We start from the raw sequence: 18,354 nt of genomic DNA, 5'->3' as shown, positions 1-18,354 counted from the left end.
TCCGTTTACAGTATACAAGATGGTGCCTGAGAATTCAAGGATCTCACTTCGCCTGGACATTGAAATGAGCTCCCGGAAAAAAGCGTGAAAAAGGCGGAAAAACTTTGCCGATACTGCCCCGGAGGCTGTTGAAGGGGCCACTGAAAAGAAAGCCGAATTGTTCAAATATTCTTGACTTTTCGACCTTTCAAACCTATAATCAAATCACGGTGAAAGCTTCACCGATTCATTATTTTTCTTAGTAAGTATGGAGGTACTTCAAATGAACAAGGGCACTGTTAAGTGGTTCAATGCTGAAAAAGGTTATGGTTTCATCACTGGTGAGGACGGAAAGGACGTATTTGTTCACTTCTCAGCAATCCAGGGTGAGGGATTCAAATCTCTGGACGAGGGCCAGGCTGTTTCCTATGATCTGGTTGAAGGCGCAAAGGGAATGCAGGCAGCAAACGTTGTTAAACTGTAATTTCAGCGAATGAACCCGAATCACTAATCCAGACATCGAAAGAATTGCTTTTCTTGTTACAGCATTTTGAAGCATTGATTTATATATAGAGATATTAAGTTACGCATCAAGTGTTTGCACACGTAATAATCAGTTCAATCGAAAAATCACCGTCTTCCGCTCCGGAAGGCGGTTTTTTTCTGCTGTCTCATCTCAAAAAGGCGCCCTGCTCTCGCAGAACGCCTTGTAGATCTTGTGCTATATTATTGCTGCCATACATAGTCCCTATGGCTGCTGCTGTAAAATATCTTTTATGCCTGCACTTCTTCTATGACTGCTGTCATGCATGGCACTTAAGGGCATTGACGGGAGAAATCATTCTCTCGTTCTGCCGGAATCCGTCACTGCGCAGCCGACGCCGATGATACGGATGCGTCAGAAGAAGCTGATGCGGCTTCACTGCTGTCGGATGCTGTCGCAGATGATGCTTCAGCTGAAGTGCTGTCTGAACCGGTCTTCTGCTCTGTGACATAGCTGTTCAAAGCTGTCGTGTAGGACTCGATGGCAGAGAGGTCAAGCTCCGTCGTCGTTGCCTTTGCCGTGGTTGCCTGATTGTTCTTTACGTTATTATAAACTGCCCAGCTGAACCAGCCGATCAGGAAACCGAAAACTACTACAACCGCAACTACGGTCAGTCTCGTTCTGATCTTTTCTCTCCGCATGATTTTCTTGCGGTTCTTTTTCTCTTCCTTATATAAATCGACCTTTTCCTGACTCATTCCAACATACTCCTTACCTGTCTCTTGATCCGGGCTCCGGCTGATTCGGGCAGAAATTTCTCAGCATCTGCCATAATTCCTGCGTCGGCCCAATGTAAACAGTATACAACAATTCCAATCAAATGCAAAGCACAATCCGTAAATTCCCGGATTGTGAGATACCCGGAAGTCTATTATAATGGATACTGTATTTCGGAGGTTTTTACTATGATCGCATTACAGATTGAACATGTCGGCAGCTTCATGAATCACCTTCTTCTGAAGGAAGCGTTCGACCGTTTTCTGGTCTCGGAAGCGCAGATCACAACCTTTACCACATTTTCCATCGACGGTCAGGCTCACCCCGAATATTATGAGGGCGACGCTTCAGATGGCGGAATCACGAATAAAGCCACGGACACACAGACACACCGGGAACCTCTGGTGCACTGGAAGGATATCCGCTCCTTCTGTGTACAGATCCTGAAAGGCCGGAGGCTTCCTCTCTCCTTCCGTTTTGTCTTCCAGCTGAGTGCCGGACAGATCCGGCGTTTTATGGAAAAGAACGAACTGAATTACGATCCGGATGATATCCTTGGACTGTTCCTGAACATTCAATACCGGAATCAGACACTGACAGTAACTACCGGATCCTCCCTCCGGGTCTTTACGCTGGATCACTCCGTTGACCAGGCGTGGGACCGGTATGTGCAGAAATTTTTCACCGCCTGCGGGCTCGACTGATCACCTTTAAATTGTTGTTGTACAAATACCGGAATGTGTTTTTTGTGTAAATACAAGGAAATATTTTATACGAATACCAGGAAAATGTTTTGCACGAACACAAAAGGAGCGGGAAAAACGCCCACCTCGCGTTTTTATCCCGCTCTGCTTTCAATCTTGCTTATTCAGATTTCTTCTCGTCCTTTGATTCCTTTGAAGTCTTCTTGGCCGGTGCCTTGGTGTCCTTCTTCTCCGACGCTTTCACTTCTTTCTTTGCTGTATCCGCCTTTTTGATCTGGGCTTTTCCCGCTGGCTTCGCGTTCTCTGCAAGCTTTACCATGATCTCATTGCTCCTGCTGATGAACTTTGTCATCTCATCCGGAGTCAGAGCGCGGTTGCTGATAACTGCCAGATCATAAAGCTGCTCACAGAAGAGGCTGACATCCTCGGATGCCTTATGCTCGAATACATATTTCACAAGCGGATGCTTTGCATTCAGAACAAGTGTCTGCTGTCCCTCGAGTTCATCCACGTTGATGTTCTTGTCCGCCATTCCGTACATGCGCATCATCTCGCTATAACGGCGCATCTCCTCGGAGATCGTGACCATGGCTGAAACACTGGGATCCTTCAGATTCTCCACCCGGACGGACAGCTGACTCTTGTTCAGAACCTTGCGGAAGAGCTCCTGCAGATCCTTGCTCTCTTCCTTCAGGGATTCACTGTCTTCCTTCATATCATCGGTGAGATCCGCATCGATTCTCTGGAAATGAAGATTTTCATTCAGCTGCTCCACATGGGAGATAAACGGAGCGTCGATGGTATGAACCAGCTTATAAGCCTGTTTCTTCTGGCTCCGGAACATGTTGATGTACTGGCTCTGCTGCACCTCATTTGTCACATAATAGATCGTGATCTTCGGCGCATCCTTCTTGTCGTCCTTCTGATCCGCCTCACCGGATTTACTCTCTTCTGAAGCTTCTGCCTCAGGCTTCTTCTCACCATCGGCACCCGTCTCAGATTCCTTCGCATCTGCTGCTTTGCTCTTGTCTTCTGCGCTTCCCCCTGTTTTCTCTTCCTCAGTCTTTTCAGGAGTATTGGCGGCGATGATATCTTTCAGCGTGTGATACTTGCCGTCGAGATCCTCATAGAGGATGTAATCCATCATTCTCTCAGAGAACTTGGGATCCTTCAGCGTTCCGAACTTGATGAACGGACTGATGTCGTTCCAGTATTTCTCATATTCTTCTCTCTTGGTCTTGCACATGCCTGAGAGCTTGTCCGCAACCTTCTTTGAGATGTAATCGGAAATCTTCTGCGCGAAACCGTCATTCTGAAGCGCGGAACGGGAGACATTGAGCGGCAGATCCGGGCAGTCAATCACGCCCTTGAGCAGGAGCAGATATTCCGGGATAACTTCCTTGATATTGTCCGCGATGAATACCTGGTTGTTGTACAGCTTGATTTTTCCCTCAATGGACTCGTATTCCGTGTTGATTCTCGGGAAGTACAGAATGCCCTTCAGGCGGAACGGATAATCCATATTCAGATGAATCCAGAACAGCGGCTCCTTGTAATCCAGGAATACATGGCGGTAAAATTCCTTGTACTCCTCATCCGTGCACTGACTGGGCTGTTTTGTCCACAGTGGATGCGTATCACTGATGGATACCGGCCGCTTCTGAATCTTTACCTGATTTTTCTCCGGGCTGGTCTCGACCTTTTCGGTCTCGCCCTTATCATTTTTCTTCTCCTCGTACTTCGCGTCCTCATGGATATGCTCAATGACAACATCGGTATCCTTGAGATCCTTTTCATCGATGATCTCTGTCTCCGGCTCTTTTGTCTCGTTCTCGAGATAGATTTCTACCGGCATGAAGGAGCAGTATTTCTCCAGAGTCTCACGCACCTTATACTCGTTAGCGAATTCCAGACTATCCTCTGCCAAATGCAGCGTGATTGTCGTTCCGGCCTCGGTTCGCGTTCCCTCGCTCATATCATACTCTGTTCCGCCGTCACACTCCCAGTGAACAGCTTCCGCGCCCTCCCGGAAACTCAATGTATCGATTTCCACCAGATCCGCTACCATGAATGCTGAGTAGAATCCGAGTCCGAAATGTCCGATGATCTGGTCGCTGTCCGCCTTATCCTTATACTTTTCCAGGAACTCCGTCGCGCCGGAGAAGGCGATCTCTGTGATGTCGCGGATTACCTCGTCCGCTGTCATACCAATTCCGTTATCGATGAATTTCAGTGTTTTTTCCTTATCGTTAACCGATACGGTGATCTTCGGCTTATATCCCTCCGGAAGCCTTACCTCGCCTACGGCATCCAGTTTTTTTCTCTTGGTTATGGCATCGGATCCATTCGAAATCAGTTCCCGGATAAAGATATCCTTATCCGAATACATCCATTTCTTGATTATTGGAAAAATGTTGTCGCTGTTAATCGACAGATTTCCATGTCTCATTTCCATACTAATACACACTCCTTTTCACTTTTAATCCTTCATTTTCGTGACATATCCCCGTCAGGAAAACGGATATCTATGTTATCGCCGCTGATGATCCGCTGTCTGTGGAAACCCGACTTCACGGACCATTCCGGCTGTGATTTCTGTCATTATGACCGGTATTCATTTTATACCCGACAAGTGTTATATTAGTACCCTTATTACAGAAAGTCAAGAAAAAATTAGCACTCGATTTTGTCGAGTGCTAGCAAGGTACTGTATAAGTCCAGTCGCAATGTTCTTGTCTCACGGGGAGCTTGCTCACCAGTGGGCAAGAACATTAGCGACGACAACAGGTATGAACACGAAGTGACGCGTAAGCGGCACGGAAGTGCTCATACCTGTTAGCGGCACGGAAGCTGCGAAGCAGCGAAGTGACGCGGGGACTTATACAGTGTGTGGCACAATGTATCGTATAGCCGGTACTGTATAAGTCCAGTCGCAATGTTCTTGGCTCACGGGGAGCTTGCTCACCAGTGGGTAAGAACATTAGCGACGACAACAGGTATGAGCATGGAGCGGTGCGAAGCAAGATTATCCGGTAAAATCGCCCGACAATATCTTCTCAAGATATTCCTCTACCGTCGGCGTATGGTCACGGCTAGCGCCGAGAATTTCCGGCTTAGCGTTGTCTACCGCAACCGGCCATCCAACCAGCTTCATCATCTCCATGTCATTGTAGTTGTCCCCGAACGCCATACATTCCTCCGGACGGATATCAAGCTTCTCCAGCAGTTTCCGGATTCCGGTTCCCTTATTCACATTAAGCGGCATGATATCGAGCCAGTCGTTTCCGCCCGTAACAACCGTTGCGTATCTTCCGAATCTTTCCTGCCAGAATGCTACTTCCTCATCGGTAAGGCCGTTCCTCTCATAAATGGAAATCTTGAAATACGGCTCCTCCGTCTTCAGAATATCCGGCACCAGTGTGACATTGTTGCCGACCACATCGCGCATATGATAGTAGTAGCTCATATCCTTCGGCTGAATGTAGCTTGTATTCACTCCCGACAGGAGCACCTCGGCGGACGGCGTCCTTATGATCTCCCGCATAATCTCCTGTCCAAGCGCCCGGTCCATCGTCACTCTGTGCACCATCTCGCCTTCATAGAAGCTGAGGCAGCCGTTCTCGCAGAGATACGCGATCTCGCTGCGAACAGGGGCAAAGAGTCTCTGCAGATTGGCATACTGTCTTCCGCTCGCCGCAAGAAAAATAATTCCTCTGTCAGTCAGCCTGTGAATCAGCTCGCAGGTATTGGGTTTCAGCCTTTGTGCGTCTCCCTGAAGCAGCGTCCCGTCCAAATCGCTTGCAATGAGACGGATATTCGACGGAATTCTTATCGATGGAATTCTTTTATCTGACATTTTCCTTTCCCCTCGAATTGAAACGATCCACAAGATCAACGATCTCCAGAGGATCATCGACAATATCGTCTGCCCGATATTCCTCAAGCTCTGTTCTCGGACGGAACCCCCAGGTCACCCCGACGGTAAAAAGGCCGGCATTATGGCCCGTGAGCATGTCGGTATTGGTGTCACCAAAGTACAGTGCCTCATTCTTATCCACCCCGAACTCCCTGAGGATCTCATAGACGCCCTGCGGATTCGGTTTGATCGGCACAGTGTCGGTCTGTCCCTGAATATGGTCGAAGGTGTCCAGTCCGAAGATCGCCGTCACCACATCGATTGCTCCCTGATGCATCTTGTTGGAAAATACTGCAAGACGGATCTTCCGTTTCTTCAGCTCTTTCAGCATCTCCACAATGTGCGGGTAAGGTTTCACATGATACAGCGAATTCTCGACAAACCATTTCCGGCACAGCGGTCTTCCCTCCTCATAATATTTCAGCTCCGGATCGCCCGCATCCTTCAGTGCCCTTTTGAGCGCATTATCAAGGCCATCCCCCGCGTAGTAATTGTAATTCTCCACCGGCATCGCAGGGAGCCCGAAATGCTCCAGTGTCATATTGACCGGACGCGCAATGGACTCCTGCGTCTTTGTAAGCGTGCCGTCAAGATCAAAAATACATGCCTTTATCATTTCCTGCTCTCCCTTTCTCTTTTCCGATATTCCCCAGTGTATAACGCTTCCCAAGGTTCCGCGTTCCGCAATTTTCTTCCCGTAAATCCGTATTCCAGGGCTCTGCGTCCCGTGATTCTGCTTCCCGCGAGTCTATTTTGGGCAGCTTCTCTATCCATGATTTCGCTTTCCCCAGCTCATCTTACTTTGTGACTGGCCAGGACAGCTGTAGCCCGTCTTTTTAACAGGATACCACAATCGAAGATATACTTCTTCATTATTTCTCTGTCCTTAAGGACATTTATTGCAAATCGACATTTTCAGTAAATGAGCAGAAAAAAGCTGCCGCACCTGCAGGAAGCAGGGATACAGCAGCCTTTTCATTATTCATGTCAGAGTCAATCTGCTCCGGCCTTCTTATATCCTTTGAAGGTTCTCCGGACCTCTTGTGCCTTCCGGAGTTTCTCCGGACCTCTTACGTCTTCTGAAGTTTCTCCGATTCTCTTATGCCTTCGGAAGCTTGAAGGAACTCTTCAGCGATACGATTCTGCCGAACACCGGCTTTCCGGGCTTCGACAGCTTCGCGTCAGCACAGAAGAAACCATTTCTCACAAACTGGAAGCTCTCATAGGGCTTTGCCTCTGCCAGAGCGGGCTCGACCACTCCCTGGAGAACCTCAAGAGAATCCGGATTGATATTCATCGTGCCGTCCTCATTGTACACGCCCTTTTCCTCATCGATCAGATTCTCATAGAGACGCATCTCCACCGGCTTTGCATCCGCCGCATTCACCCAATGGATCGTTCCCTTCACCTTGCGGCCGTCCGGGCTGTTGCCGCCACGGCTCGCCGGATCGTAAGTACAGTGGATCTCGGTGATTTTTCCATTTTCATCCTTGCGGAAATCAACGCACTTTACAAAGTAAGCCTGCATCAGGCGCACTTCATTGCCCGGGAACATCCGGAAATATTTCTTTGGCGGGTTCTCCATAAAGTCATTCCGCTCGATATACAGTTCACGGGAAAAAGTAACCGTGCGGCTTCCCAGCGCCTCATTCTCCGGGTTGTTCGGTACCGTAAACTCCTCGGTCTGCCCCTCCGGATAATTGTCAATGATCAGTTTTACCGGATCCAGGATCGCATACATTCTGGGAACTCTGGTCTTCAGATCATCCCGGATGCAGTACTCCAGCATCGCGTAGTCTGTGGAGCTGTTGGCCTTCGAAATTCCTCCAAGGCTGATAAACTTCTGTATCGATTCCGGCGTATATCCTCTTCTGCGGAGCGCAGCAATCGTGACTAGACGCGGATCATCCCAACCGTCAACGGTTCCGTTCTCCACCAGTTTCTTGATATATCTCTTACCGGTGACTACATTGGTCAGATAGAGCTTTGCAAACTCAATCTGCCTCGGCGGGTGCGCAAAGCCCACATTCTCCACCACCCAGTTGTACAATGGCCGGTGGTCCTCAAACTCCAGCGTACAGAGAGAATGAGTAATGCCCTCGAAGGCATCCTCCAGCGGATGGGCAAAATCATACATCGGATAAATGCACCATTTGTCTCCCGTATTCTGATGATGCAGATGAGCGATCCGGTAGATAATCGGGTCTCTCATGTTGATGTTCGCCGCTTTCATATCGATTCGCGCCCGGAGAACCTTCGATCCGTCCTCGAACTCGCCGTTTTTCATCCTCTCGAACAGATCGAGATTCTCTTCTACGCTTCTGTTCCGATTCGGGTCATCCCTTCCCGGCTCCGTCAATGTTCCACGGTACTCACGGATCTCATCTGCGGACAGATCACTGACATAAGCCTTTCCGTCGCGGATCAGCTTAAGCGCAGCCTCATACATTTTGTCAAAATAGTCTGATGCAAAGAACGGCCCGTTGAACTTCGCACCGAGCCACTCCACGTCACGCTTGATTGCCTCTACAAATTCTCCCTTTTCCTTCGTGGGATTTGTGTCATCAAAACGGAGATTGAACTGACCGTTATATTCCTTTGCGATGCCATAATTCAAAAGGATCGACTTTGCGTGACCGATGTGAAGATATCCGTTCGGCTCCGGCGGAAAACGCGTCATGACCGTGTCATATCTGCCTTCCTTCAGATCCTTATCGATTTCCTGCTCGATAAAGTTCCGGGAAACAACTTCTCTCTCTGTCTCACCCGATCCCTGTTCCTTAGAAGCTTCTTCGATCGCCATTGTGTCAGTTCCTCCTCGATTCCAGTATCATTTATCCGCCGGGGTGCGCACTGCTTCGGCAGATATCTAAAGTCTTTCACTGAGACAACATCATATCATAACTTTTTCAATTTTCAAAGCATAACCTTGCCCTGCGGCTGCCTTCATCTGCCTTTCATACAAACCGTCATCCTGCACGATATCTTCCTTTGCAAAGACTTGCGCTTGCGTGCAAAGGCTTAAACTTGCATAGCAAGGACCCGGGCTTGTGCCGCAGTGACTTAAGTTTGCGTCAAAATTTGAATTTTCTGACAAATTTTCATTGCATTTTGATGGAAAAAGTGATAACCTGAGAACTGATGGGAGCATAGCTCAGCCGGGATGAGCGTTCGCCTCACACGCGAAAGGTCACGAGTTCGATCCTCGTTGCCCCCACTATTCGACGCGTATCCGAGTAATCGGATACGCGTCTTTTGTCGCAGCGGGGTCTGTCTGTTTTTATTCCCAGCTGCTAGGCACCGCCTTCATAGCCTAATTTCACACCCACAGCATACTTTCACAACCACAGCAGAGCTCCCCATCCACAGCATAATTACACATTTACAGCACAGCTCCCCATCCACAGTATAATTACACATTTACAGCAGAACTCCGCATCCACAGCATAATTACACATTCATAGCAGACCGGAACGGTGCATGCGTGGATGGCTGCTGATCTCCGGGAAAACCGTCTCATCCCATAAAAAAGCCTGTCTCCGCATACACAGAAACAGACTCGCAGAATTTTCCGGTAATAATAAAAATATTTCCAACAACATGAAAAAAGATATATCCACCAGTGCCCGGATGCCCGGAATAAAAAGTTCCATACAGCATCACATCATACGCTACAGACTTTCAGACAGTAGTGTTCTCCTTCTCTTTGTCTGTCCTGGTATGCTTTGAAAGGCCGATTTTCGAATCCGGCTCATCCTCTTCCGATTCGTCTCCACCGGGGATCAGTGACATCAGCCACTTCCTCTTCAGGGTGACAAAAATCAGAACAGAGATCTGGAATCCCAGCGCAAGCACCATGAACAGATACTGCCCGTGCTTGATGAACCCGCCCGCGAGACAGTTGAAGAAAATCTGTATCCAGCTTGTAACAGCAATCGCAATAAAATAGTGAAGCGTCGTGATCGAAGATCCGGCAGCAATATACGGAATAATTCCATTCGGAAGAATAGGGAGCAGGTTCACAAAAGCAACCACAAACTCCGGTTTGGTCGTCTTCAGCTTTTCCTTGATCCAGCTGTTCTTGTTCTTCTTCACCGGCGCAAACCCGGCAATCTGATTACCCATCCTTCTCGCAAAAAAGAACACCAGAAGGTTTCCCAGCAAAAAGCCGAAGTAGCACATCAAGAAAGAATGGAACCAGCCATAGATTACACCGGATGCAATCTGAATTGCAAATCCCGGAAAGACTATACTGACAACCTGAAGCGCAGCCAGCACGATGATTGACAGCGGGCCCTTCCAGGAAGCTTCCCTATTGATAAACAATTCAATTTCCTTCTCGTCGCCGCCGCGCAGCAACTTCAGATACTGCGGGATCATGTCGCCGAATGCGAACCAGATCAGCAGCACAGCGACAGCAAGTACGCCGATATAAGCGAACAGCTTCCAGTGTTTTCTCCAGAAGCTGCTGAAATCCTTCTTTTCCATATATTCTCCAAATTCTGATTTGTATACCGCTTCTGCAGCAAAACAGGCTGAATCGGAAGTTCGGATACTTCCCCGCCGGAAAAACCGCATTATCTGCGCATCCGGCCAGACAACCATTAGATTATATAAGAAAAGATGTCTCCTGTCAAATTCAACATTCCCTGCAGGATATGAGCCGTTCCGGTCTCGGTAATACGCCTGATATCCCTTGTCCTGAAGTCGAACCATATCGGCTCCGCCAAGGCTGTACCGTCTCAGTAATACACCTGATATCCCTTGTCCTGAAGTCGAACCATATCGGCTCCGCCAAGGCTGTACCGTCTCAGTAATACACCTGATATCCCTTGTCCTGAAGTCCTTTGACCGTGCGCTCCCTCAGTATATCGTCAACAAAAATTTCTCCGCTCAGCACGACACGGTTTACCTGAATTCCATTCCCGGAAGCATCAGCCACTATATTTTCACACATCTTGACCGTCATCTCCGCTACCGCGTCATGAAATTCCAGTGCAAGCTCATCCGTCGGAATGCCGCCGTCCTTTGCCATGCGAAGATCTCCGATCAGACGCGGGCCGTCAGCAATCCACTCGCCGTTTTTCTTCTCCAGAATCATCCTTACCGGATACCGGTTCTTGAGAACATCAATCTGATGTGCCGCCATTCCAAATGTACCGTCATTCCATTTGCTGACCGCATTTTGGGCTGCCTCCACAAGCCTCTCTGCGCATTCACCGGGATAGGTATTCTCCTCGCAGATGCCGAGCACTGCCGCGGCTGCATCGAACAGCCGCAGAAGTGACGTCGAGATATAAGTGTCTCTTCCCGCGTCAAGTGCAATTGCGATCGTCTGGTGCAGATTCGGATCGAGAATCTGATCTGACTCATAATCCTCCCAGATCAGACCTCTGTCCTCTGCATCATTCATCATGCAGGCAAGTACCATCTGCGCGTTTTTCGTATCGTCCCTGCCTCCGAGAAGCTGAACCGGCTGCAGACACCCCATACGAATGTAGTTGCCGCTGCGCTCCGCGACCTCCGGCTCCTTCTCTTCCTCGTCCAGTTCATCATGCATCGGGACCGCATGAAGAGTCTCCCCACTGTCATCCGGTTCCTTCGTGTATTGAATCTTCAATATATGTTTTCTGTCTCCGAGCAGAAATTCTCCGCCCCATACTGTACCGTCTTCTCCCTGAATATTGTCATCATACACAACGTAGAGAGCGGGTCCCTGAATGTTGTATTTGTCAGCAATCGGTGCCACAACAGAGGTCAGTTTTTTCATATCCTCTGATTCGACTGTGTCCCTCTCGTGCTGTCCTGCTTCGTCGTTCAGTACAAATGTGATTTTATCATCCATGATCTCTGATCCCCTCTTCTGAGATAAGCCCTTTCATCAGTATCCGTGTAGCAGCCGGGATCCGGTTCAAAAGATTTTTCTAAGTCGTCCCATGCTGTCATCTGATTTCAAAATTATACCATTGCATGTACGATATGCAAATATATTTTATGTTTATAGGATTAGCGGACTTTTACCCGGTATTTTTTTACAATTTCGATGTTCTTAACCCGGGTAATGCCTGTGAAGTAAAACGTCAATGAAATATGCCCGGTGAAAATGTAATCTGCCAGTCCTTCAAAAAGCGGTTACAACGAGATAAAACACGCTGCGCGAGTTTTATCTCGCTATCGCGACGCTCGCCGCATACGAATACTTCGCATTCGGCTGTGGCTCACTGTTCGCGTAAAAAAACCCCGGAAGAACCTGTCTTCCGGGGGGATCTCATTACAGCTGATAACCAGACTCGAACTGGTGACCTCATCCTTACCAAGGATGCGCACTACCACCTGTGCTATATCAGCAATCGGTCGGTGTTTCTCACCAACGAGTAAGATCATATCAAAACGGTCTTCTATTGTCAAGCAGATTCTACATTTATTTTCGGCAGATTCTACATTTATTTTCGACAAGGTCTTCCATTCCTGAAGACAGGGGCTTCATTGCCGCCCCAGCCCGCCTTCAGTTATAAATCACAACCGTTGTACCGTAAGGCACATTATCATAAATATATTTTGCGTTTTCAAGCGCAAGCCGCACGCAGCCGTGAGATGTCGCTGCGCCCAGGGTTCCATCCAGAATGCGGACCGGCGAAGAAGACCCATCATAGATTACGGAATGGAATAAATAATCTCCGGAAATCTGGCTGTAATACCAGCATTTGGTGTTGCCGCTCCAGAAATAAAGTCCCTTTATCCCCAGTCTGTATACACCGGTAATCGTAGGCGTCGATGCTTTTCCATTGGAGCAAAGCCAGTACTTCTGGTTTTGCCAGTTATTCCTGCTTCCTGTATACACGCCTGTCCGATGAGCGGAACGGTCAACCATCAGAAGATACCCGGTAGAGCTTGAATATCCCTGCGCTATAGCATCCATACCAGCGTGAGGGTTGACATATTTCCAGAATGTATTTGCCGTACTTCCGGGCGCGCCGCTTCCCTTGGCCACTATTCGGATCTCAATCGCCTCCATACGATATCCATAACCGGCGGATCCGCAGTTCTCCCCGTTGCACGCCCATCCGGTCCAGCCGAATCTCTGCACATGCGTGCGATAATACACATCAAACAAATTTGCCATCTCACCGGTCAGCCGGATCCGAATCGCCTCCAGGCGAAGTCTCTTTCCTACTGTCCCGGTCATCACTCCGTCAGCTTTCCATTCTTTTTCCCATCCGGCTCTCTGTATATGGGAGCAGTACGAAATACCGCCCGTGAATCCGGTTGTGTTGCCCAGATGGATCTTCAGCGCCTCCATCCGCAGTCCCTGTCCGGTCGTCCCGCCAGTAGCCCCGTTTGAAACCTCTCCCAGACTCCATCCGTATTTCTGCACATGGGTCTGATAGGTTACTGTCGGGACGGTGAGATAAGCAACATTACGGGCGGCAGATCTCGCAGGTGCCGCCTCTCCCTTCTTCACAATTGCAACCTCATACGCCTCGACGCGGCGGCTCAGATTCGTTGTGCCGGCCAGCTCGCCGTTTTTCGCCCAGGCAAGCCACCCGAAGCTCTGCACATGCACGCGGTAATAAAGATCATACTTCTCCGCATCGGTTCCGGTCAGCTTCATGACAATTGCTTCGACCCTGAGGCTCTGTCCCGTCGTTCCCGCAGCTGCCCCGTCGCTCTGCCATCCGGTCCATCCGTTCCGCTGCACATAAGTATTATATGTGATGCCGAGATTCTGATCGCCTTTCACGCTGGCCCGGATTGCCTCAACACGAAGGCCTTTTCCCGTAGATCCCGCATATGTCTGTGTGTTTTCCCCGGAAACGACATCCTTGTCCGGCCATCCTGTCCGCTGAACATGAGCGGCATAGCTGACAACAGGTATATCCAGAGCATCGTCTTTCTCCTCTGTCTCTTCCCTCTTTTCTTCAGTAGATTCCTCAGTAGCACTCGCGCTTTCCGAGGATCCGGATACGGAATCTGTCCCCACGATTTCTGCTTCAACTGATTCATTCGAAGCATCTGTCACGGTGTTATCGCCCGCCTTCTCACCGGAATCTTCTTCAGATGAGGTTCCATTTTCTGGTGTACCGGTGTTTTCGGATGATATATTCTCCACTCCATTATCCGCAGATGTAACCGTGTTGTTCTCCGCGGCGTCGCTGCTATTCTCCGCACTGCCTGATGTGCCATCCAAAGAGTCATCCGTTTCTCCAGTTTCGGAAGATTTATAAGAAGCTGCTGTATCCTCTGCATAAACCGGACATGCCGCAGATATCACTCCAATGGCCGTTAATGTTGTGACAAGCTTTAACAGATTTTTTCTTCCCATAAGATCTCCCTTCTGCACAAACCATATTTTGGGCATTATAACCGCCGCGCTTCCCTTGGCTTTCTCCAGTATGAGTTACTTATATTATACGATACAGCAGGAATCCATGATATAAAAATATTATTCCCGGTACACAACCGGAAGCTCCCACTTCTCATCTCCCACACGGAGTTTGAAATCCGCCTGTCTGATTGAAAGATTTGGATTATAATAAGGATCTCCCTGAATAAGCAGATCCTTCCACTTTTCCGCGAACCGGTTAATCTCAGACTGGAATCTCTTCAGTTTCTCCCCCGTGTTGTCCAGGCCTCTGGATTTTGATTCAAAATGATAGAATTCCGCACCTGCGTCATATACGACCAGATACCCTTCCCGCCGCACACGCAGACAGAAGTCGATGTCATTGAACGCGACCTGAAATTTCTCATCCAGACCTCCGACCCTGTCATACACCTCTTTTTTTACCATCATACATGCCGCTGTTACCGCATTCAGATCCTGGGTGCAGATGGCCCGGAGTCCGTATCCTGCCAGTCCGCGTCCCAGTCCTGTGAACATGTGCCCGGCAATTCCGCCGGCTCCAATGATCACTCCCGCGTGCTGAATGGTGTCATCCGGATAGTACAGCTTTGCGCCGACGATTCCCACATCGCTGCGCATGCAGATATCAAGCATATCCTTCATGCTCTCCGACCGGATCATCTCTGTATCATTGTTCAAAAGCCACAGGTACTTCCCTCTTGCGAATCCTGCTCCGAAATTATTAATCGCGGAAAAATTAAACGGGCCCCTCCAGACCACTACCCGGGTATTTGCCTTTTTCTTCAGCTCTTCATAATAAGAAAAGGTCTGTTCTTCCGTGCTGTTATTTTCAACAATAATCCACTCAAAGTTCCGGTACACAGATTTTTCTTCCACAGATTCGATGCATCGTCTCAGATCCCCGACATGATCCTTATTCGGGACGATGACAGACACCAGCGGCTGTTCCGTCCAGCTGTAGACCGTGCGGTATACGCCGAGCACCTCTCCGATCCGTGCCTCTGCGGGAACGCCGATCCTCCGGTAATGAGCTGTCACTGCCTTTGCTCCGTTTTCGAAGGCGTAGCGCTTATGCTCTGGGTCAGCCGCGGTAGAATCCGGACTTTTTCTCCAGTGGTACAGCACTTTGGGAATATGACAGATTCTTCCGGCTTTCTCCGTGTACCGCAGAATCAGATCCTGATCCTGCGCCCCGTCAAATTCAGAATGAAACCCGCCGCACTGCTCATAGAGCCATCTCCGGAATACAAAAAGGTGGCAGATATAATTTGTGCTGCACAGAAGATCCGGATTGAAGTCCGGCTTGAAATTCGGTTCCAGATACCGGTCTCCTCTGTAACTGATTTTATCTTCGTCCGTATAGAGAATATCTATTTCCGGATCCTTACTGACGGCGTCAGCGCATTCATAAAGCGCGTTCGGCGCAAGCAGATCGTCATGATCACACAGCACCATAAAGTCACCAGCGGCCATCTCCAGCGCCGCGTTCGTATTCCCCGATATTCCCTCATTCTTCTCCAGGTACTTCACTTTTATCCTGGGATCCTTCCGGACATACTCCTCAAGAATATCCTGAAGCGGACTCCCGGCGGAAACGGACTGTCCCTCCTCCACATTCTCTGTGCTGTTTCCCGCGATGCTTCCGTCCGCAAGGCAGAGCTCCCAGTGCGGATAGGTCTGCTTCTCCACAGATTCGATCAGCTCTCTGAGAAATTTCTCCGGCGTGCGGTAAAGCGGGACGACGATGCTGAAGGTGACCGGATGATCAAAACGACGCTCTCTCTGCCTTCTCAGCTCCAGTGGCCCCGTCTCGTTTCTTCTCCGAAACGCCTTATAGTCATTCTCCGCAGTGAAGTGAACCCGATACCAGTTGCTGATTTTTCTTCCGGTATCGCGGACGCCGTTTTCTCTCAGGTAATGAAAGGTTTTCGATACAAGATTCATTTTCCGGTCTCCTGTCGAAGGCAGAATGGTCCGATGGTCAGAGAAAAATTCGGATTGTAGCAGGGATCTCCCTTCGCCAGGAAATCCTTCCATGTGGACTCAAATCGCTCCACCTCGGAGCGGAATCTCTCAACCTTTTCCCTGGTATCCTCCAGTCCTCTGGATTTGGACTCATAATGATAAAACTCCGCGGAAGGTTCGTACACAATACGTTTTCCGAGCGTGCCGACCTTCATACAGAAATCAATGTCATTGAAGGCGACCGCATACTCCTCTGTGAGCCCTCCTGCCGCCTCGAAAATTTCCCTTCTCACCATAAGGCAGGCAGCGGTAACCGCGCTGTAATCCTGTGTCATCACTGCGCGGCCCATATATCCCGGATCCCGGGAGGAGAGGTTGCAGAACGCATGTCCCGCAACGCCTCCGAATCCGACGATGACGCCGGCATGCTGAATCGTGCGGTCCGGATACAGAAGCCTTGCTCCTGCGATCCCCACATCTTCTCTGAGGCAGAGATCCGCCATCGCCTTCAGACTCTCCGGGCGGATCATCTCCGTGTCATTATTCAGGAGCAGCAGAAGCTCCCCTCTGGCGTGTCTCACCCCGAAGTTGTTGATCCTCGAATAATTAAACGCTCCCTCATAGGTCAGAACGGTAACATTCTTCCGTTCCCGGATGGAGTCGTAATATCGGAATGTCTCGTCCTCGGTGCTGTTATTCTCGACAATGATCCATTCATAATTCCGATAGATCGTTCTGCTGTCGACAGAATCCATGCATTTCTTCAGATCCCCGACATGATCCTTATTCGGAACAATGATCGAAATCAGCGGCTGTCTGCCCCAGTCGTACACGGTATGATAAGTACCGGCCAATACCCCCTGCCCGACACGGGCAGGGATACCGAGTCTTTCGTAATGTTCCCTGACCGCCCTGGCTCCATTTTCAAAAGCATAGGATTTGGATTCCGGGTTGTCCGCCGTCGAACCATAATGGCTTCTCCAGTGATAGAGAATCTTCGGAATATGGCTGATTTTTCTGGCCTTTTCTGTGTATCGCAGAATCAGATCATAATCCTGCGCCCCGTCGAATTCCTTCCGGAACCCGCCGTACTTTTCATAGAAGCTTCTGGGAAAAAGGAACAGATGGCAGATATAGTTTACGCTGCACAGGAGATCCGGATTGAAATCCGGCTTGAAGTTCGGGTCGAAGCGTCTTGAAGAATCCATGGAGATTTTGTCTTCATCAGTGTATACAATATCAACCTCCCGGTCCTGAAGTGCCTTCACAAGCTCAAACAGAGCATTCGGAGGGATCACATCGTCATGATCACAGAGCACGATATACTCCCCGTCTGCCATTTTCAGAGCCTCATTTGTATTGCCGGAGATTCCCTCATTTTTCTCAAGTCTCCGGTAACAGATCCGTGAATCCTTCGCCATGTATTTCTTTATCACTTCTTCTACACAGTTATCCTCACCGCTGCCGTCGGCAATGCAGAGCTGCCATTTCCCGTAGGTCTGCTTCTCGATCGACTGCATAAGCTCTCTGAGGTATTTTTTTCTGGTGCGGTACGCCGGAATAACGATGCTGATCTTCGGTTCATAAGAGAAGTGATATTTTCTCTGCTTTGCCAGCTCATCTGACCTCACATCGTTCTGTCTCGCCCATTTCTCATATGCAGGAATTCTGTCGGAGCTGTTCAGTCTCCGTACCACAAGTCCCGCGTACCTTCTGGGGCCGAACTGTCTCAGGTATTGAAAATCATCTGTGATCAGCTGCCGGCTGACATGCCTCAGCATATCAGCCGCTCCCTCATAATGGCGGTTTTCCTGACGGCTGAGCATGTTTACGGTGCGGAAGTCCACCGGATATTTCTCCGATTCCGTTCCGTCCGGGGACGTAAAAATGAGGATGTACTGATTCTCGTCCTCTTCCTTACGGAAACGGATCCGAAAACCCATCAGCTCGTCACTTTCCGAGCCTCCAAGCGCGCGGATCACATCGGAACGGTACAAAGTCCTGATATCAGCGGCGACATTTTCCCCGTTCTTCCGTTCCACCCGGATTTTCGTATGGGTCAGAACCTTGTTCCCACCTTCCGGGCTGATCCACGCCGCCCATCCGGTGGCGGTCAGGACATCCTCATCTGTTTTCGTCTCATCTATATTGTACTTTATCATAA

General features: G+C 49.3%; 12 protein-coding genes and 2 tRNA genes. 3 read left to right on the top strand and 11 right to left on the bottom strand.

Annotated features, from left to right (window positions below):
* Window positions 1-262: 262 nt before the first annotated feature.
* On the top strand, window positions 263-463 hold the full coding sequence (locus ACTQZS_RS09365) for a cold-shock protein (protein ID WP_441100673.1): 201 nt from the start codon (window positions 263-265) through the stop codon (window positions 461-463).
* A gap of 380 nt (window positions 464-843) precedes the next feature.
* Here ACTQZS_RS09365 and ACTQZS_RS09360 read toward each other — a convergent pair whose 3' ends face one another.
* Window positions 844-1,221, bottom strand: coding sequence for a hypothetical protein (locus ACTQZS_RS09360; RefSeq protein ID WP_441475571.1), 378 nt, complete (start codon window positions 1,219-1,221; stop codon window positions 844-846).
* Between the two features lie 207 nt (window positions 1,222-1,428).
* Between ACTQZS_RS09360 and ACTQZS_RS09355 the strand changes: the two genes are divergently transcribed.
* On the top strand, window positions 1,429-1,944 hold the full coding sequence (locus ACTQZS_RS09355) for a DUF5721 family protein (protein ID WP_441475570.1): 516 nt from the start codon (window positions 1,429-1,431) through the stop codon (window positions 1,942-1,944).
* A gap of 160 nt (window positions 1,945-2,104) precedes the next feature.
* Here the strand turns inward: ACTQZS_RS09355 and htpG are convergent, their stop codons facing one another.
* The 4 genes from htpG to ACTQZS_RS09335 all read right to left on the bottom strand — a co-directional run bounded on the left by htpG (window position 2,105) and on the right by ACTQZS_RS09335 (window position 8,663).
* Window positions 2,105-4,399, bottom strand: a complete 2,295-nt coding sequence (gene htpG / locus ACTQZS_RS09350) for a molecular chaperone HtpG (RefSeq protein ID WP_441475569.1) — start codon at window positions 4,397-4,399, stop codon at window positions 2,105-2,107.
* A gap of 570 nt (window positions 4,400-4,969) precedes the next feature.
* The gene (locus tag ACTQZS_RS09345; RefSeq protein ID WP_441475568.1) at window positions 4,970-5,800 is read right to left on the bottom strand and encodes an HAD family hydrolase; all 831 of its coding nucleotides are present in this window, start codon (window positions 5,798-5,800) and stop codon (window positions 4,970-4,972) included.
* Window positions 5,790-6,476: an HAD family hydrolase gene (locus ACTQZS_RS09340; protein ID WP_441475567.1), complete on the bottom strand. Its 687-nt coding sequence runs from the start codon at window positions 6,474-6,476 to the stop codon at window positions 5,790-5,792. The genes ACTQZS_RS09345 and ACTQZS_RS09340 overlap by 11 nt, the downstream gene beginning before the upstream one ends.
* Window positions 6,477-6,959: 483 nt before the next feature.
* Window positions 6,960-8,663 (bottom strand): glutamine--tRNA ligase/YqeY domain fusion protein, encoded by a 1,704-nt coding sequence (locus tag ACTQZS_RS09335; protein WP_441475566.1) that lies wholly within the window; start codon window positions 8,661-8,663, stop codon window positions 6,960-6,962.
* Between the two features lie 340 nt (window positions 8,664-9,003).
* On the opposite strand from ACTQZS_RS09335, the gene ACTQZS_RS09330 reads away from it, so the two are divergent.
* Window positions 9,004-9,077: transfer RNA gene (locus ACTQZS_RS09330), tRNA-Val, on the top strand.
* Between the two features lie 464 nt (window positions 9,078-9,541).
* Here the strand turns inward: ACTQZS_RS09330 and ACTQZS_RS09325 are convergent.
* The 6 genes from ACTQZS_RS09325 to ACTQZS_RS09300 all read right to left on the bottom strand — a co-directional run bounded on the left by ACTQZS_RS09325 (window position 9,542) and on the right by ACTQZS_RS09300 (window position 18,352).
* A complete protein-coding gene (locus ACTQZS_RS09325; protein WP_441475565.1) occupies window positions 9,542-10,348 on the bottom strand; it encodes a TVP38/TMEM64 family protein in 807 nt (268 codons plus the stop codon).
* 322 nt (window positions 10,349-10,670) lie between these two features.
* Window positions 10,671-11,705: a Kae1-like domain-containing protein gene (locus tag ACTQZS_RS09320; protein WP_441475564.1), complete on the bottom strand. Its 1,035-nt coding sequence runs from the start codon at window positions 11,703-11,705 to the stop codon at window positions 10,671-10,673.
* A 430-nt stretch (window positions 11,706-12,135) separates the two neighbouring features.
* A tRNA-Thr gene (locus tag ACTQZS_RS09315) sits at window positions 12,136-12,208 on the bottom strand.
* 157 nt (window positions 12,209-12,365) lie between these two features.
* Window positions 12,366-14,183: a L,D-transpeptidase family protein gene (locus ACTQZS_RS09310; RefSeq protein WP_441475563.1), complete on the bottom strand. Its 1,818-nt coding sequence runs from the start codon at window positions 14,181-14,183 to the stop codon at window positions 12,366-12,368.
* Window positions 14,184-14,303: 120 nt separating this feature from the next.
* Window positions 14,304-16,169 (bottom strand): glycosyltransferase family 2 protein, encoded by a 1,866-nt coding sequence (locus ACTQZS_RS09305; protein ID WP_441475562.1) that lies wholly within the window; start codon window positions 16,167-16,169, stop codon window positions 14,304-14,306.
* Complete coding sequence (locus ACTQZS_RS09300) at window positions 16,166-18,352, bottom strand: glycosyltransferase family 2 protein (protein WP_441475561.1); 2,187 nt, start codon at window positions 18,350-18,352, stop codon at window positions 16,166-16,168. The genes ACTQZS_RS09305 and ACTQZS_RS09300 overlap by 4 nt, the downstream gene beginning before the upstream one ends.
* Between the last annotated feature and the right edge of the window lie 2 nt (window positions 18,353-18,354).

Source organism: Bilifractor sp. LCP19S3_H10 (assembly GCF_052119185.1).
GTDB lineage: Bacteria > Bacillota > Clostridia > Lachnospirales > Lachnospiraceae > Bilifractor.
The sequence above is the reverse complement of the archived record's forward strand: the minus strand, read 5'-3'. Positions and strand labels throughout refer to the sequence as shown.

Excerpts from the sequence above, each read along its gene's own strand:
- ACTQZS_RS09365 (WP_441100673.1), top strand. The coding sequence starts at position 263 with ATGAACAAGGGCACTGTTAAGTGGTTCAATGCTGAAAAAGGTTATGGT.
- ACTQZS_RS09360 (WP_441475571.1), bottom strand. The coding sequence starts at position 1,221 with ATGAGTCAGGAAAAGGTCGATTTATATAAGGAAGAGAAAAAGAACCGC.
- ACTQZS_RS09355 (WP_441475570.1), top strand. The coding sequence starts at position 1,429 with ATGATCGCATTACAGATTGAACATGTCGGCAGCTTCATGAATCACCTT.
- htpG (WP_441475569.1), bottom strand. The coding sequence starts at position 4,399 with ATGGAAATGAGACATGGAAATCTGTCGATTAACAGCGACAACATTTTT.
- ACTQZS_RS09345 (WP_441475568.1), bottom strand. The coding sequence starts at position 5,800 with ATGTCAGATAAAAGAATTCCATCGATAAGAATTCCGTCGAATATCCGT.
- ACTQZS_RS09340 (WP_441475567.1), bottom strand. The coding sequence starts at position 6,476 with ATGATAAAGGCATGTATTTTTGATCTTGACGGCACGCTTACAAAGACG.
- ACTQZS_RS09335 (WP_441475566.1), bottom strand. The coding sequence starts at position 8,663 with ATGGCGATCGAAGAAGCTTCTAAGGAACAGGGATCGGGTGAGACAGAG.
- ACTQZS_RS09325 (WP_441475565.1), bottom strand. The coding sequence starts at position 10,348 with ATGGAAAAGAAGGATTTCAGCAGCTTCTGGAGAAAACACTGGAAGCTG.
- ACTQZS_RS09320 (WP_441475564.1), bottom strand. The coding sequence starts at position 11,705 with ATGGATGATAAAATCACATTTGTACTGAACGACGAAGCAGGACAGCAC.
- ACTQZS_RS09310 (WP_441475563.1), bottom strand. The coding sequence starts at position 14,183 with ATGGGAAGAAAAAATCTGTTAAAGCTTGTCACAACATTAACGGCCATT.
- ACTQZS_RS09305 (WP_441475562.1), bottom strand. The coding sequence starts at position 16,169 with ATGAATCTTGTATCGAAAACCTTTCATTACCTGAGAGAAAACGGCGTC.
- ACTQZS_RS09300 (WP_441475561.1), bottom strand. The coding sequence starts at position 18,352 with ATGATAAAGTACAATATAGATGAGACGAAAACAGATGAGGATGTCCTG.